Source organism: Pseudomonas sp. MF6755, from assembly GCF_016405635.1.
GTDB classification, from domain to species: Bacteria; Pseudomonadota; Gammaproteobacteria; order Pseudomonadales; family Pseudomonadaceae; genus Aquipseudomonas; species Aquipseudomonas haemolytica.
The window spans coordinates 25621-40780 of the sequence record NZ_JAEKDA010000031.1 but is presented as its reverse complement, the minus strand read 5'-3'; the positions used below and the strand labels follow the sequence as shown (position 1 = coordinate 40780).

Here is a 15160-nt window from a genome sequence, read left to right as displayed (position 1 = left end):
ACTACAACCAAGACCGCATAAGCCTCAGACTGAATGGCTTGAGTCCGATACAATTTCGGACCCAGGCACTAAATCAATAGCGTCTCCTGTCCAACTTTTGGGGGGCAGTTCATGTAAGAGCGGAACCAATAGTAGCCGTTACCTAAGCAACGGATATTTACGCGGTACACCACCCACCCACCCAATTTATTTCCCTCCCCATAGACTTTTTCCCCCTCTCCAAAGGTCAACATCCTTCAAGCACCTTTGACCCAGGAGATCCCCCCAATGACCACCCCCAAGGCACTGTTAATCCTCCACGGCAAGCAAGCCCTCAACGAGGACGTGCGCGCCGCCGTGCTGGCCAGGCGCAAGGTAGGTTGGGAACTGGCCGTGCGGGTGACCTGGGAGGGCGGCGATGCCCAGCGCCTGGTCAACGAGGCACTGGAGGGTGGGTATACCCATATCATCGCCGGCGGCGGCGACGGCACCCTGCGCGATGTGGCCGAGGCTATGGCGTTGGCCAAGACCGATGCCAGCCTGGTGCTGATGCCCTTGGGCACCGCCAATGACTTCGCCAAGGCCGCTGGCGTGCCGTTGGAGCCGGCCGGTGCCCTGGCCTTGCTGGACGTTCAGCCCAGGGCGATCGACCTCGGCCAGGTCGGCGGGCAAATTTTCCTGAACATGGCCACCGGTGGTTTCGGCAGCCAGGTCACGGCCAACACCTCCGAAGACTTGAAGAAAGTTCTCGGCGGTGCCGCTTACCTGTTCACCGGTTTATCGCGCTTCAGTGAATTGAAGGCTGCCTATGGGGAGCTGGAAGGCCCGGATTTCCATTGGAAAGGCGAGTTGCTCGCGCTGGGTATCGGCAACGGTCGCCAGGCCGGCGGTGGGCATGTCTTGTGTCCCGGCGCCTTGGCCGATGACGGGCTGCTGGATGTGAGCATCCTGCCCGCGCCCCAGGAAGTGGTCGGCACCCTGCGTGAATTGATGAATAACGGTTGGGGCCTGGACACCATGTTCGTGCGTGCACGCCTGCCGTGGGTCAATATCAAGGTGGCCCAAGGGTTGTACATCAACCTCGATGGTGAGCCACTGGAAGGCGATGACCTGCATTTCGAAGCGTTGCCCAAGGCCCTGCGCGTGCACTTGCCGCTGGGCTCGCCGTTAGTCGTCCAGGCTGATGATCTGCTCACGCACGGCGAATAACACCAGGCCCGCCACGTCGAAGATCTGCAAGCGCTTCATGATCTGCGAGCGATGGGCTTCCACGGTCTTGATGCTCAGGCCCAGGCCGTGGGCGATTTCACGGGTGGACTTGCCGCGTACGATCAGGCGCAGGATTTCCAATTGCCGCGCCGTGAGGTTGTGACTGTGGGCGGCAGGTGCGCTGGAGCCCTGGTGGTGGATCAGCGCCTGATTGATCACGGTGTGGGCGATGGCGGGGCTCAGGTAGCGCTCGTTGTTACGCAGGGCCAGCAGTGCGTGCTCCAGCTCGTTGGCGGTGGTGTCCTTGAGCAGGTAGCCGTGGGCGCCAGCCTCCAGCGCACGCATGATCAGCTCGGGGTCGGTGTGCATCGACAGGATCAGCACCTTGCACTTGGGGTAGGCGCGCTTGAGTTGCTGCAAGGCGTCCAGGCCGCCGGTGTGCTTCATCGACAGGTCGAGCAGCACGATGTCCGGCAGCAGGGCGCTGAATTGCTCCAGCAGTTGCGCGCCATCGCTGGCTTCGCCGATCACGCTGTAACCGGGGATATCCAGGATCAGCGCGCGTACGCCGGCGCGAATCAGTGCGTGGTCATCGACCAGGAGTAAACTGCAGGTCACTCGAGAACCTTAGGGGCGCTGGCCCGTTCGAGGGCGCGGGGCGCCCAGGGGAAAAGTGCGTCGATACGTGTGCCTTTGCCTGGTCGGCTGCTGACGGACAGCGTGCCCCCCAACTGATCAATCCGTTCGGTCATGCCGGCCATGCCCCGTTGACCTTCCCTGCCGGGGTCGCTGGCAGGCGAAAAGCCCAGGCCGTCATCGCAGATCATCAGCGACAGGCCTTCCGGCAGGCGTTGCAGACGCACCCGCAAATTGTGCGCCTGGGCATGGCGCAGCATATTGGTCACCGCTTCCTGGGTGATGCGAAAGGCCGCCACGGCCATTTCTTCGGGGATGCCGGTGAGCCGTTGCTGGCACTCCAGGCTCCAGCACACCTGGGTGTTTTCCAGGGTTTTGAGCAAGTGCGCGCGCAGGCTGGCTTCCAGGCCCAGGCTCGCCAGTTGACGAGGGTTGAGGATCGCCGAAACGTCACGCACTTTCGCCAGGGTTTCAGTGAGTGTATTGCACAGCACCGAGCAATGGTTTTGCAGCTCTTGAGGCAGGCGGCGCTGCAACCATTCGCTCTGCAATTTGGCGGCGGTCAGCAGTTGGCCGATATCGTCGTGCAGCTCGCGGCTGAGGCGATGGCGTTCGTTTTCCTGGACTTGCAGCAGGCGGTCGGCCAGTTCCTGGGGCTGGAACTTGATGGATTTACGCGAATTCCACTGTCGCAGGCCCACCACCAACAACGTTGCCAGGTTGAGCAGCAGGATCAATAACGTCAGCGGCGCGCCCTGCAGATAAGCCCACAGGCTGGCCAGCAGTGAGCACAGGCACAGGGCAGGGATGAGGTGACGCGCATGACTCCGGGACACGGACCTGGCGATAAGTGACTTGAGGTTGGCGTACATAGCGGATGGAGCCAATGAGGGTTCACTGCGGGAAGACCGGCAACGGCGATTGACTGGGCTTGGCTGGGCGTGCGGTGCCGAATCGTTGTTACCCATGAGGAAGTTGAGTCACTAGGAGCGGGGCATAGTACCACCACTATTACTGTTGGTCGCGAGCACTTTCCCCATCCATGTATTAACCACGCATATGCCCTGGCGGCAGTCCCAGAGTTCAAAGATAGTCAGTTGTATTAGTTGGAGTACTTTGTACAGTTATTGAGTAGCTGGCTAATTGATATTTCTTCCGCCGGTAATCGAGTTGCATCGTTTGAGCAAGGGCGGTCGTTTTTAGATAACCCACGTATTAAATACGACCTTTGCACGTTTCACGGCCCATGGCGCAAACGATGCTGCGGGTTACGTTCGTAGTCTTTCTGAGGGATCTGCGACGTGACGGTCGCAATCAGCGACGTTTGTTCACTCTCATCCAGGCCCAGCTTGCCGGTACGGATGTCGATCAATTCCAGTTGCCAGGCCAGCAACGTCAGGCAGTCGTGCAGGGCATCCAGGGCCTGGTCATGCAGTTGCACGGGGCTCACGGCATTGGCGATCAGGTATTGGATATGCCGGGAGAACTCGCTGATGGCTTGCAGGGCCAAGCCATCAGCCTTTTCAGCCAGCTTGGCCAGGCTGGCTTTCATGCAGTCGATGGCATCGCTGTCGTTGCGAATCAAATGCAGGTGGCTCAGGCATTCTTCAGACTTGGCCAGCAGCATTTCCGCTTCCAGCAGAAACTCGGGGAGTGCTGTTTGCCATTCGTTTGCGCTATTCATCATGCAATTCTCCACAACTTAAGGTCGGGTGATTGGATGTCGCACTGGGTGAATGGCTTAAAACTAGCGCTGAAATATGACTGGAATCTGTAGGTTGCTTCCGAGATTTCAGTAGGAATTTTATTTGAATACACACGCAAGCTCTGGATAGCTCTGGTTATCCACGGCGATTGCACAACTTCAGTTGCCGACATGTAAGTGCCTGAAAGACCCGTGGGTCGTGGGCTTGGGATGGCAAACAAAAGCCTGACTCCATTCATGCAATGAGAATGGCGTCACATTAATGGCTATTAGATATCGCGAATATCAGGTTGGGCCTGATTGTGCGTAGGGGAATCCCTTACACGGCGGAACCTCGCGTCGATTTGAATGTCGCGCAAGGCTCGGTATTGCCATATGAAGAGGCGCTTGCAGTAAAGCATGATGTCAGTGTGACATCAATGCATTTACGTGGCATTTTAAGCGGGTCAAGGTCTGGCGCTCGCCGCCGATAACCCACTGGTAGGAGCGACGCTCAAGTCCGTTGCACACCCTCTCAGCACACCAGGAGCTTTCAATGGCCGGCATTCTCGACACGGTAGATCAACGCACGCAATTGGTGGGGGAGAATCGCCTGGAGATTCTCATGTTCCGCCTGGCCGGGCGGCAGTTGTTCGCGATCAACGTGTTCAAAGTGCAGGAAGTGCTGCAACTGCCCAAGCTGACCCTGATGCCCCAGCGCCACCCCTTCGTTTGCGGGGTGGTCAACCTGCGTGGCCAAACCCTGCCGGTGATCGACCTGTCCCAGGCCATCGGTATGCGCCCTTTGGTGCCGGGGCCCAACAGCACCATTATCGTCACCGAGTACAACCGTTCGGTGCAGGCGTTCCTGGTGGGCGGCGTCGACCGCATCGTCAACATGAACTGGGAAGCGATCCTGCCACCGCCGGCCAGCGCCGGTCGCCAGCATTACCTCACCGCCATCAGCAAGGTCGATGACCAGTTGGTGGAAATCATCGACGTGGAGAAGGTCCTCGCCGAGATCGTGCCCTACAACGCCAAGGTCTCCCGGGAGAAACTCGAAGACCCGGTGCTCGAGCGTGCCCGTGGTCGCGAAGTGCTGCTGGTGGACGACTCCAATGTGGCGCTCTCGCAATTGCGTGACACCCTGGGCCAGTTGGGCGTGAAGATGCACATCGCCAGCGACGGTCTCAAGGCGCTGAACATGCTCAAGGCCTGGGCCGACAGCGGCCAGGTGATGACCGACAAACTGCTGATGATCTTCACCGACGCTGAAATGCCTGAAATGGACGGCTACCGTCTCACCACTGAAATCCGCAACGATCCGCGCCTGCGCGGGCTCTACGTGGTGCTGCACACCTCGCTGTCGGGCAGCTTCAACGAATCGATGGTGAAGAAGGTCGGCTGCGACAATTTCCTCTCCAAATTCCAGCCGGACAAGCTGGTGGATGTGGTGCGCCAGCGACTGATGTTGGACGAAGTGTCCGCCTGACTTTAGGATGACACTTTGTTTCCCAGGAATGCAGGCCCATGCTTCGTCTCAGCGCGTTGTACCGTTACCCCTTGAAGTCCGGCAAGGGCGAACCCTTGCAGCAGATTGGCCTGGATAAACTCGGGTTGGACGGTGATCGACGCTGGATGCTGGTGGACGAAGCCAGCGGGCGGTTCCTCACGCAGCGTGCCGTGGCGAAGATGAGCCAACTGTCGGCGCTGTGGAACAGCACCGGCGGCTTGACCCTCAGCTCACCCGGCCATACTTCGCTTGACGTGGCCTTGCCCGGCGACGATGGATTGCGCGGCGTGACCATCTGGCGCGACACCCTGCGCGTGCCGGATGCCGGCGATGCGGCGGCCGCCTGGGTCAGTGCGTTCATTGGCAAACCCACACGCCTGGTGCATATGCCCTTGGACCGCGCACGTTCCACCGAGTCGGGTTATGGCCAGGATGACGATCAGGTGGGGTTTGCCGACGGTTACCCCTTGTTGCTGATCGGTCAGGCCTCCCTTGACGACTTATGCGCGCGTATCGGCCGGCCGATGCAGATGTTGCGTTTTCGTCCCAACCTGGTGATTGAAGGCGCCGAAGCTTTTGCCGAGGACGGCTGGAAACGCTTGCGCATCGGCGATGTGGAGTTCCGGGTGGTCAAGCCGTGCTCGCGTTGCATACTCACCACCATTGACCCACAGACCGGCGAGCGCAGCCCCGACCGCGAGCCCTTCGCGACGCTTGAGGCCTACCGCAAGACCGAGAAGGGCGCGATGTTCGGCCAGAACCTGGTCAACGACGGCATCGGGCGCCTGGAAATCGGCATGCCGGTGACGGTGCTGGAATAAAAAATGCCCGTCTCGCTGGAGACGGGCATTTTTATGTGCCGGTGACGCTTAACCGCGGTATTCACACAGGTAAGCGGTGTCCACGGCGACCTTCAACTGGAACTTGCTGTTGGCCGGTACGTGGAACTGGCTGCCGGCGGCGAAGGTTTCCCACTCGTTGGCATCAGGCAGTTTGACGGTCAGGGCGCCGGACACCACGTGCATGATTTCACGCTGGGCGGTGCCGAATTCGTATTCACCCGGAGCCATCACGCCGATGGTCGCCGGACCCTCTGCGGTGCCGAAAGCGATCGACTTGACCGTGCCGTCGAAGTACTCGTTGACTTTGAACATGGGTGAATCCTCGGAAAAGGGTCTGGAAAGGCCGGCCAGTATGCCCAAGCCCACGGGAGCTGCCTAGACCGGCAAAATCAACGGTAACAGGCGTGCGGTGTTGCGTGCATCTTCCAACGCGCGATGCTGCTGACCATGGAACTGCATCCCGGCCAACTGCAGGGCGCCATTGAGCCCCAGCGGCTTGTCCAGGCGCCGGGCCTTGGCAAAGCGCTGCTTGAGGTTCACATGGGGCGTTTGCCCAAGCGCACTGGCCAGGCCATGGCGTTGCCATTCCAGTTCAAGCTGCACCCGATCGTAATCACCCCAACTGGCCCAGCCTTCCAGGCGTGCCTGATGCTGGCCCAGCCAGCGCTCGAACAGTGGCCATACCTCGGTGATTGGCGCAGCTGCGTCGATGTTGGCCTGGGTGATATGCGTCAGTTTGCGGCAAAAGGGCGTCAGCAATGGCCGCCGCAGTGGCCGCACAAAGCGCTGGAAGTGATCCAGTTCGCGGCCCTGGCGGTTGACCAGGCTGGCGCCGATCTCGATGACTTCCATCTCCGTCACGGGCCAGCCGCCGTCATCCGTTGTGGCTTCAAGGTCAATAATCAGCCAATGAGGCATGGTGCAGGTTCCCGTACTCGTCCTTCCTGATGGGGATAGAGCGTAGCCGGGCCCTGTAGTTCCGCCTAGGCCGTTATTCGATCTCCAGCAAAACCTGACGATTGCGCACCTGATCGCCCGTTACCACCTGCACGCCCTTGATGATGCCGTCGATGCCGGCCTTCAACGGGTGCTCCATTTTCATCGCTTCGAGCACCAGCAAGAGTTGGCCTTTGCTGACGCGTTCACCGACGCTGACCCGTATGTCGACGATGGCGCCGTCCATTGGCGCCTTGACCGTGCCGCTGCTGGCGTCGGCCTGGCGACTGGCGACTTGTTGGGAGCGGTTGATGACCTTCAAGCCGGGCAACCACAGTTGAGTGTCGTCGAGGTGGTAGGCGATGCGCCGGCGAATCCCATTGAGCTCCAGGGTGGCCCAGCGCCCGTCGGTGGTGAGTTGCAGAGCGTCGCTCGTCACGGCGTGGATTTGGCCATTGACCTCCAGGCGATAGGTGCACGGGACATTGGTGTTGTTGCGCCATCCTGCCAGACCTTGGGGATGCTGGTCGGCGCTGTGTGTATAAAACAGTGTTGCTGCCAGGGTGAGCTGTTCTTGCGACGGCACTTGGGGCGGTATGTCGCCGAAGTGTTCTGCGATAAATGCGGTGCTGAAATCGCCGGCGATAAAACCCGGATGCTTGAGCAAATCAGCCAATAGCCGCTGATTGGTGGTGACGCCGAGTAACACCGTGTCTTCCACCGCCCGCAGCAACTTACGTCGGGCCTCTTCACGGTTGGCGCCATGGACGATGATCTTGCCCAGCATCGGGTCATAGAACGGGCTGATTTTTTCGCCTTCGCGTAAACCATGGTCGATACGCACGCCGGGGGCGGGATCCCAGCGCAGCACGTCACCGGTTTGCGGCAGGAAGCCCTGGGCCGGGTCTTCGGCGTACAGGCGTACTTCCATGGCGTGACCGCTGAGGACCACATCGGCTTGCTCAAACGGCAAGGGTTGGCCCGCGGCGATGTGCAGTTGCCAGGCCACCAGGTCGAGCCCGGTGATCAGTTCGGTCACCGGGTGTTCGACTTGCAGGCGCGTGTTCATTTCCAGGAAATAGAACCGGCCGTTGCGGTCGAGCAGAAATTCCACGGTGCCGGCGCCGACGTAATTCACCGCACGCCCGGCCTTCAGCGCAGCTTCGCCCATGGCCTGGCGCAGTTCGGGCGTCATCACGGGGCAGGGGGCTTCTTCGATGACTTTCTGATGGCGGCGCTGGATCGAACAGTCGCGCTCGCCGAGGTAGATCAGGTTGCCTTGGCTATCTCCGAACAGTTGGACCTCAACGTGGCGCGGGTCGATCAGGGCCTGTTCGAGGATCAACTCGTCGCTGCCGAAGGCGTGCATGGCTTCCGAACGTGCGGTGCGCAGTTGCTCCAGCAGTTGCTCGCGTTGATGCACCAGGCGCATGCCACGCCCACCGCCACCGGCGCTGGCCTTGATCATCAGCGGGAAGCCGATACGCTCGGCCTCTAGTTGCAGGGTGGCATCGTCCTGGGCGCTGCCTTGGTAACCGGCGATGCAGGGGACGCCGGCATCTAGCATGGCGAGTTTGGACAGGCGCTTGCTGCCCATCAGTTCGATAGCTTCGACGCTGGGGCCGATGAAGGTGATATTGGCGTTCTGGCAGGCACGGGCGAAGTCGGGGTTTTCGGAGAGGAAGCCGTAGCCAGGGTGGATCGCGTCGGCGCCGGTGCGGTGGGCGGCGTCGAGAATCGCGCCTATGTTCAGGTATGACTGGTGTACGGGAGCGGGGCCGATGTTCACGGCTTCGTCGGCCATCTGCACGTGCAGGGCGTGGGTGTCGGCGTCGCTGTACACGGCGACGGTGCGGTAGCCCAATGCCTGGGCGGTGCGTTGGAGGCGGCAGGCGATTTCGCCGCGGTTGGCGATCAGAATCTTGGTGAGTGCGGGCATAGGGTTATCCCTTTGATGATGGAGGGTCTGTTCTGGCCTCATCGGGAGCAAGCCCCCTCCCACATTGGAATGCATTTCAAATGTGGGAGGGGGCTTGCCCCCGATAGCGTCATTCGCACCACCGAGGCATGCGCTTCTGCACAAAAGCCTGCGTCCCCTCAATCCCTTCCTCGCTCATCACCGCCTCGGCAAACCACTGTGCCCCGCGGTCCAACACCCCGGCAATCGGCTCATCCACGCTTGCCAGCAACAGCAATTTAGTCCGCGCATTTGCCCCTGGTGCACATTGCAACACCTGCCCCAACACCTCATCCAGGCGTTGCGCCAATGCCTGCGGATCATGCTCCACAAAATGCACCACCCCCAGCCGCTCTGCTTCAACCCCATCAAACCGCGCCGCCGTCAGCGCCAGTCGCCGTGCCTGGGTCAGCCCAATACGCTTGACCACAAACGGCGCAATCTGCGCCGGCAACAACCCCAGGCGGGTCTCCGGCAAGCCGAACTGCGCTTTGTGATCAGCGATTGCAATATCACTCACGCACGCCAACCCAAACCCGCCGCCTAGCACCGCGCCTTGCAGCAGCACAATCACTACCTGCGGCAACGCCTCGACCTCTTGCAGCAGCGTGCCAAACGCGCGATTCAACGCTTGCATCTGATCCCCCGCGCCGATCAGGTCCTTCACATCGGCCCCCGCGCAGAAATGCCCGCCAGCGCCGCTGATCACCACGGCGCGCACCTGGCTGTCCAACTGTGCCAGCACCTCACGCAGTTCCTTGACCATCTCCAAGCTCATCGCATTGCGGCATTCAGGCCGGTTGAGGGTGATGTGCAGCACACCGTTATGGGCTTCGAGCAGCAAGGTGTTCATGGCTTTTTACCGGGCAGGGTGCCCATCAGTTTGCAGATGATGCCCAGCATGATTTCGTCGGCACCGCCGCCAATCGATACCAGGCGTACGTCGCGATAGGCGCGGGCCACCGGGTTGTCCCACATGAAGCCCATGCCGCCCCAATATTGCAGGCAACTGTCGCTGACTTCACGGCCCAGGCGTCCGGCCTTGAGTTTGGCCATGGAGGCCAGGCGAGTCACGTCCTGGCCCTTGATGTATTGCTCGGTGGCCTGGTAGACCAAGGCGCGCAGGCACTCGATTTCGGTCGCCAGTTCGGCCAGGCGGAAGTGGATCACCTGGTTGTCGATCAACGCTTTGCCGAAGGTCTGGCGCTCCTTGCAGTACTCGATGGTGCTGTCGATGCAGTACTCCAGGCCCTTGATCATATTGGCTGCGCCGAACAGGCGCTCTTCCTGGAACTGCAGCATCTGCATCATGAAGCCTGCACCTTCGTGGCCGATGCGGTTGCGCTGCGGTACGCGCACGCTGTCGAAGAACACCTGGGCGGTCTCGGAGCTGTGCATGCCGAGTTTTTCCAGGGGCGGGCTGACGCTGATGCCCGGGGTATTCATCGGCACCATGATCAGGGATTTGTTGATGTGCGGCTTGTCGTCGGAGGTGTTGGCCAGCAGGCAGATAAAGTCGGCGCTGGGCGAGTTGGTGATCCACATTTTGCTGCCGTTGATCACGTAGTCGTCGCCGTCCTTGCGTGCATGGGTCTTGAGCCCGGCCACATCGGAGCCGGCGCCGGTTTCCGAGACGCCAATGCAGCCGACCTGCTCGCCGCTGATGGCCGGGCGCAGGAACTCGTCGCGCAGTTCATCGGAACCGAAGCGCGCCAGGGCTGGGGTGCACATGTCGGTCTGCACGCCGATGGACATGGGGATGCCGCCACAGCGGATGCTGCCGAATTCTTCGGCGGCGACGATGGAGTAGCTGTAGTCCAGGCCCATGCCGCCGAATTGTTCCGGCTTGGAAATGCCCAGCAGGCCGAGGTCGCCGGCCTTGCGGAAGATCTCGTGGATGGGAAAGCGCCCGGCTTTTTCCCATTCATCCACATGGGGGTTGATCTCGCGGTCGACGAAGGCGCGCACGGTGCGGCGCAGTTCCTGGTGTTCCTGGGTAAAGATCATTGTTCTTGTTCTCCTGTTAGAAACGCGCCACGCCAAAGCTGTTCGGTTGCAGTTGCCGCAGTTCGGCTTCGTGACAGATATCCAGCACAAACCCAAGCAAGGTGCGGGTATCCCGTGGATCGATCAGCCCGTCGTCCCACAGGTTGGCGCTGCCGTAGAGCGCAGTGGACTGGCTGTCGAGCTTTTGCGCAGTCACCTGTTCGAGCATGTCCAGCACCTTGGGGTCGGGCACCAGACCGTCCTTCAACTGTTTGGCCTCGGTGACGATACGCAGCACTTTGCCGGCTTGCGCGCCGCCCATCACCGCCGTGCGGCTGTTGGGCCAGGCGAAGATAAAGCGTGGGTCCAGGCCGCGTCCGCACATCGCATAATTGCCGGCGCCGTAGGAGCCGCCGACGACGATGGTGAGTTTAGGCACGCGGGCGTTGGCCACCGCCTGAATCATCTTTGCGCCGTGCTTGATCACCCCTTGTTGTTCGGACTCGGTGCCGACCATGAAACCGGTGGTGTTGTGCAGGAACAGCAGCGGCGTGCGGCTCTGGTCACACAGCTGGATAAACTGCGCGGCCTTGCTTGCGCCCTTCGGCGTGATCGGGCCGTTGTTGCCGATCACGCCGACGGCGCGCCCTTGGATATGCAGGTGGCCGCAGACGGTGTGGGCGTCGAACTCGCCCTTGAATTCCAGGAAGTGCGAGCCGTCTGCCAGGCGCGCCAGGATCTCGCGGACGTCGTAGGGTTTTTTCGGGTCATCGGGGATCAGTCCCAGCAACTGCTCGATGGGGTACAACGGCTCTTTATAGGTGCTTTTCGCGGGCTTCGGCAGCCGGTCATTCCACGGCAGCAGGCTGACAACTTCACGCACGATACGCACGCCATCGGCATCGTTTTCCGCCAGGTATTCGGCTGTACCGGCGGTTTGCGCGTGCATCTGGGCGCCACCCAGTTCTTCATCGCTGGCGACTTCGCCCGTCGCGGCCTTGAGCAGCGGGGGGCCGGCGAGGAACAGCTTGGCCTTGCCGCGCACCACCACCACGTAATCCGACAGCCCCGGCTGATAGGCACCGCCGGCCGTGGCCGAGCCGTGCACCACGGTGATCTGTGGCAGGCCCATGGCTGACATACGCGCCTGGTTGGCGAAGCTGCGTGCGCCTTCGACGAAAATCTCGGCGGCATAGTTGAGGTTGGCGCCGCCGCTTTCGGCGAGGGTCACCACCGGCAGTTTGTTCTCCATGGCGATCTGTTGCAGGCGCAGGGACTTTTTCAGGCCGGAGGGCGAAATGGTACCGCCCTTGATCGCGCTGTTGTTGGCCACCACCAGCATGCGCACGCCACTGACATAGCCGATGCCGGCGATCAGCCCGCCACCGGCGGCGCTGCCGTCCTTGTCGTCGTGAAGCTTATAGCCGGCCAGGCTGGCCAGCTCCAGGAATGGCGCGCCGGGGTCGAGCAGCAAATTGAGGCGCTCGCGAGGCAACAGTTGGCCGCGCTTGTCGAACTTGGGCTTGGCTTCCTGGGCCTTGGCAAGCAGGGTGTGTTCCAGTTGGCGCAACTGGGCGATGGCGGCCAGCATGGCGTCGCGGTTTTGCGCGAACTGCGGGCTGTGGGCATCGATCAGGCTTTCAATCATCGGCATGGGGTTATTGCTCCGCCTTTAGCACATCCGGCAGGTAGGCACGGTGGAAACCGTTGAAGGGTTCACTCGGCGCCAGTGCCGTGTGCAGCGGCCACGCGCGGCTGCCCAGGCTGGCGGCGCCGTCAATGCGCAGGGTGCTGCCGCTGACAAAGGCTGCGGCCGGGCTGAGCAGAAACACGATGGCGGCGCTGACTTCCGACTCGGTGCCGATACGCTTGAGCGGTACATGCTCGCGCAGGGTAGGGATCACCGCCTTGAACGCGCCGTCATAAGTGTCCATGCCGCTGGAGGCAATCCAGCCGGGCGCCACGGCGTTGACGCGCACCCCGGCATAGCCCCATTCAAACGCGGCGGTCTTGGTGAAGTTGTCCATGCCCGAACGCGCCGCGCCGGAGTGGCCCATGCCGGGCATGCCGCCCCACATGTCGGCGAGCATATTGACGATGGCGCCGCCGTGTTTGCTCATCGACTGGTTGAACACTTCCCTCGCCATCAGGAAGCCGCCCACCAGGTTGGTGCGCAGTACGGTTTCAAAGCCCTTTTGATTGATCGCGGCCAGTGGCGACGGATATTGGCCGCCCGCATTATTCACCAGGCCGTGGATCGGGCCGTGGTCCTGCAGGATCTGGGTGACCAGCGCTTTCACCGCCTCTTCATCGCGGATATCACAGGCGTGCCAATGGGCGTCGCCGCCGTCTTCGGCAATTTCTGCCGCGACCTTCTGCAGCTTTTCCGGCTTGCGCCCCACCAGGATGACGCGGGCGCCCAGGGCCGCCAGTTCATGGGCGGTGCAGCGGCCAATGCCACTGCCGCCACCGGTGACAATCACGGTTTGCCCCTGGAACAGGTCGGCTTTGAAGATTGAGTCGAAGGCCACGGCGACGGTCCTTTTTAGATGAGAGAGTCTGCGATGTGTTGCGGCACGGCGATGGGGATTTCCAGCAGTTGCTGGGCGAAGGCTTTGCCTTGGGGGTCGATGCGCAGGCTGGCGATGCCGCCGCCGCCCAAGGCATTTTCCAGCAGGAAATTCAGGCTGTGGCTGCCGGGCAAGTACCAGCGTTCGACACGACCATGGATCGGGTCGAGCAGGTGGCCCATCCAGTCGACGATCACCTCCGGGGTCAACGCTTCGGCAATCCACGGCAGGAAGTCGGGGTGGCGGGCGATCACGCCGATATTGCTGTGGTTGCCCTTGTCACCAGAGCGCGCCACGGCGAGTTTCACCAGCGCCACGCTGGCGTCGGCGCGGCCCTGGGGTTTGGCCGGTTCCGTGGGGGCGGCGGGTGTGAGCATGGGCGTCGAGGCAGGCAGCTCGACGGCATAGCGTTGGCCTAGGTAGTCGATGACCACTTCGCAGGACGATTTGTCGATCAGGAACGAAAACAGCCGGATCAGCGGGTACACCGTGGGCCGCCCACCGACGATGCCGGTCAACCCCGGAGCCATGCCCGTGGCCGCCTGGGCGATCTCGCGGGCAAACAGCACCAGCGCCTGCTTGCTCGGGTGCCTTACGGCCAGCTTGACCACCACCTCACGGCAGTCCTCGCGCCGGGCATGGGCGCCGTAGGTGGCTTCACTGCCGAGCAGCTCGATGTTGACTTCGCTGTAGGGTGCCCAGCCACGCTGGCTGAACAGTTCTGCGGTCTTGTTGATGATCGCCTGGCTGACTCGCTCGGCCTTGGCCACCGCGTCGATCCCGGCGAGCAGGCAACTGGCGGTACAACGAAAGCCATCGGGGTAGGTGGCGCTGACCTTGTACTGATCGGTGGGTGGCAGGCCTTTGGCGCCATGCAGGCGCACCGAGTGTTTGCCCTGTTGCTGCACTTTGACCTGGCTGAAATCGCAGATCACATCGGGCAATAGATAGGCGCGCGGATCACCGATTTCATACAGCAGCTGTTCGGCCACGCTCAGTTCGCTGATCAGCCCGCCGCTGCCCTCGACCTTGTTGACGGTGAACTGGCCGTCGGCGCTGACTTCGACAATCGGGAAGCCGATGTGCTCATAGTCCGGCACGTCGCGCCAATCGGTGAAATTGCCGCCGGTGCACTGGGCGCCGCATTCGATGATATGCCCGGCCAACGCGGCCTGGGCCAGGTGATCGTAATCCTGCCAAGACCAGTTGAATTCATGCACCAGTGCTGCGCTCACCACGGCGCTGTCGACTACCCGGCCGGTGATGACGATATCAGCGCCCAGTCCCAGGGCCTGGGCAATGCCCGGCGCGCCAAAGTAGGCGTTGGCGGACACACACATGGGGGGCAGCGGGGCAGCGGTGAACATCTCGCTGACAGTGGGCAGGTGTTTGAGTTGGGGGTGCAGGTCATCGCCAAGCAATACCGCGATTTTCAGCGGCACCTGGGCTTTGTCGCAGGCTGCTTGCAGGGCGGCGGCGCACGCCTGGGGATTGATGCCACCGGCATTGCTGATCACGCGGATGCCTTGGCGCTGGATATCCGCCAGCAACGGTGTGAGGACGTCGACAAAATCCATGGCGTAACCGGCCTGGGGATCTTTCATGCGCGCACCGGCAAGGATCGACATCGTGACTTCGGCCAGGTAGTCGAACACCAGGTAATCCAAGGCGCCACCGTGCACCAACTGGGCGGCGGCGGTGCAGGTGTCGCCCCAGAAGGCGCTGGCGCAGCCGATACGAACCGTCTTGCTCATGAGAAATCCTTGCTCCAATGGCTGGCGTCGAGACTACCAAGCAAGCGCTTGGTTTGTAAACTCTCTGAGCAAGTTTCACCCAAGCGCTTGCTTG

Annotated in this window: 15 protein-coding genes; 4 read left to right on the top strand and 11 right to left on the bottom strand. The window is 61.6% G+C overall.

Going from position 1 to position 15160, the window contains the following annotated elements; genetic code table 11:
- On the top strand, positions 1-80 hold an 80-nt coding region (locus tag JFT66_RS30340; protein WP_198860566.1), incomplete at its 5' end, for an IS3 family transposase.
- A 187-nt stretch (positions 81-267) separates the two neighbouring features.
- The gene (gene yegS / locus JFT66_RS28695; RefSeq protein WP_153838094.1) at positions 268-1188 is read left to right on the top strand and encodes a lipid kinase YegS; all 921 of its coding nucleotides are present in this window, start codon (positions 268-270) and stop codon (positions 1186-1188) included.
- On the opposite strand, the gene JFT66_RS28690 is transcribed toward yegS, so the two are convergent.
- From JFT66_RS28690 to JFT66_RS28680, 3 genes are all read right to left on the bottom strand, one after another.
- Positions 1147-1806, bottom strand: a complete 660-nt coding sequence (locus JFT66_RS28690; RefSeq protein ID WP_162524857.1) for a response regulator transcription factor — start codon at positions 1804-1806, stop codon at positions 1147-1149. The two genes, yegS and JFT66_RS28690, sit on opposite strands and share 42 nt — an antisense overlap.
- Positions 1803-2696, bottom strand: coding sequence for a sensor histidine kinase (locus JFT66_RS28685; RefSeq protein ID WP_198860565.1), 894 nt, complete (start codon positions 2694-2696; stop codon positions 1803-1805). The genes JFT66_RS28690 and JFT66_RS28685 overlap by 4 nt, the downstream gene beginning before the upstream one ends.
- Positions 2697-3061: 365 nt before the next feature.
- On the bottom strand, positions 3062-3511 hold the full coding sequence (locus JFT66_RS28680; RefSeq protein ID WP_198809648.1) for a hypothetical protein: 450 nt from the start codon (positions 3509-3511) through the stop codon (positions 3062-3064).
- 553 nt (positions 3512-4064) lie between these two features.
- On the opposite strand from JFT66_RS28680, the gene JFT66_RS28675 reads away from it, so the two are divergent.
- Both JFT66_RS28675 and JFT66_RS28670 read left to right on the top strand, forming a co-directional pair.
- Complete coding sequence (locus JFT66_RS28675) at positions 4065-5000, top strand: chemotaxis protein CheV (protein WP_034117049.1); 936 nt, start codon at positions 4065-4067, stop codon at positions 4998-5000.
- 38 nt (positions 5001-5038) lie between these two features.
- Positions 5039-5842 (top strand): MOSC domain-containing protein, encoded by an 804-nt coding sequence (locus JFT66_RS28670; RefSeq protein WP_034117047.1) that lies wholly within the window; start codon positions 5039-5041, stop codon positions 5840-5842.
- Positions 5843-5890: 48 nt separating this feature from the next.
- Here JFT66_RS28670 and ppnP read toward each other — a convergent pair whose 3' ends face one another.
- The 8 genes from ppnP to JFT66_RS28630 form a co-directional block, all read right to left on the bottom strand.
- Positions 5891-6175 (bottom strand): pyrimidine/purine nucleoside phosphorylase, encoded by a 285-nt coding sequence (ppnP, locus tag JFT66_RS28665; protein ID WP_034117044.1) that lies wholly within the window; start codon positions 6173-6175, stop codon positions 5891-5893.
- Between the two features lie 63 nt (positions 6176-6238).
- Complete coding sequence (locus JFT66_RS28660) at positions 6239-6781, bottom strand: exonuclease domain-containing protein (protein WP_034117041.1); 543 nt, start codon at positions 6779-6781, stop codon at positions 6239-6241.
- Between the two features lie 73 nt (positions 6782-6854).
- Positions 6855-8738, bottom strand: coding sequence for an acetyl/propionyl/methylcrotonyl-CoA carboxylase subunit alpha (locus JFT66_RS28655; protein WP_198860564.1), 1884 nt, complete (start codon positions 8736-8738; stop codon positions 6855-6857).
- Between the two features lie 109 nt (positions 8739-8847).
- Complete coding sequence (locus tag JFT66_RS28650; protein ID WP_153838089.1) at positions 8848-9609, bottom strand: enoyl-CoA hydratase/isomerase family protein; 762 nt, start codon at positions 9607-9609, stop codon at positions 8848-8850.
- Positions 9606-10763 (bottom strand): citronellyl-CoA dehydrogenase, encoded by a 1158-nt coding sequence (atuD, locus tag JFT66_RS28645; RefSeq protein ID WP_198860563.1) that lies wholly within the window; start codon positions 10761-10763, stop codon positions 9606-9608. The genes JFT66_RS28650 and atuD overlap by 4 nt, the downstream gene beginning before the upstream one ends.
- Before the next feature lie 16 nt (positions 10764-10779).
- On the bottom strand, positions 10780-12396 hold the full coding sequence (atuC, locus tag JFT66_RS28640) for a geranyl-CoA carboxylase subunit beta (protein WP_198860562.1): 1617 nt from the start codon (positions 12394-12396) through the stop codon (positions 10780-10782).
- Between the two features lie 4 nt (positions 12397-12400).
- Entirely contained in the window at positions 12401-13273 is an 873-nt protein-coding gene (locus JFT66_RS28635; RefSeq protein WP_198860561.1) for an SDR family oxidoreductase, read from the bottom strand.
- A 14-nt stretch (positions 13274-13287) separates the two neighbouring features.
- Complete coding sequence (locus JFT66_RS28630; RefSeq protein ID WP_198860560.1) at positions 13288-15066, bottom strand: acyclic terpene utilization AtuA family protein; 1779 nt, start codon at positions 15064-15066, stop codon at positions 13288-13290.
- Between the last annotated feature and the right edge of the window lie 94 nt (positions 15067-15160).

Excerpts from the sequence above, each read along its gene's own strand:
- ppnP (WP_034117044.1), bottom strand. The coding sequence starts at position 6,175 with ATGTTCAAAGTCAACGAGTACTTCGACGGCACGGTCAAGTCGATCGCT.
- JFT66_RS28655 (WP_198860564.1), bottom strand. The coding sequence starts at position 8,738 with ATGCCCGCACTCACCAAGATTCTGATCGCCAACCGCGGCGAAATCGCC.
- JFT66_RS28630 (WP_198860560.1), bottom strand. The coding sequence starts at position 15,066 with ATGAGCAAGACGGTTCGTATCGGCTGCGCCAGCGCCTTCTGGGGCGAC.
- JFT66_RS28660 (WP_034117041.1), bottom strand. The coding sequence starts at position 6,781 with ATGCCTCATTGGCTGATTATTGACCTTGAAGCCACAACGGATGACGGC.
- yegS (WP_153838094.1), top strand. The coding sequence starts at position 268 with ATGACCACCCCCAAGGCACTGTTAATCCTCCACGGCAAGCAAGCCCTC.
- JFT66_RS28680 (WP_198809648.1), bottom strand. The coding sequence starts at position 3,511 with ATGATGAATAGCGCAAACGAATGGCAAACAGCACTCCCCGAGTTTCTG.
- JFT66_RS28675 (WP_034117049.1), top strand. The coding sequence starts at position 4,065 with ATGGCCGGCATTCTCGACACGGTAGATCAACGCACGCAATTGGTGGGG.
- atuC (WP_198860562.1), bottom strand. The coding sequence starts at position 12,396 with ATGCCGATGATTGAAAGCCTGATCGATGCCCACAGCCCGCAGTTCGCG.
- JFT66_RS28685 (WP_198860565.1), bottom strand. The coding sequence starts at position 2,696 with ATGTACGCCAACCTCAAGTCACTTATCGCCAGGTCCGTGTCCCGGAGT.
- atuD (WP_198860563.1), bottom strand. The coding sequence starts at position 10,763 with ATGATCTTTACCCAGGAACACCAGGAACTGCGCCGCACCGTGCGCGCC.
- JFT66_RS28650 (WP_153838089.1), bottom strand. The coding sequence starts at position 9,609 with ATGAACACCTTGCTGCTCGAAGCCCATAACGGTGTGCTGCACATCACC.
- JFT66_RS28670 (WP_034117047.1), top strand. The coding sequence starts at position 5,039 with ATGCTTCGTCTCAGCGCGTTGTACCGTTACCCCTTGAAGTCCGGCAAG.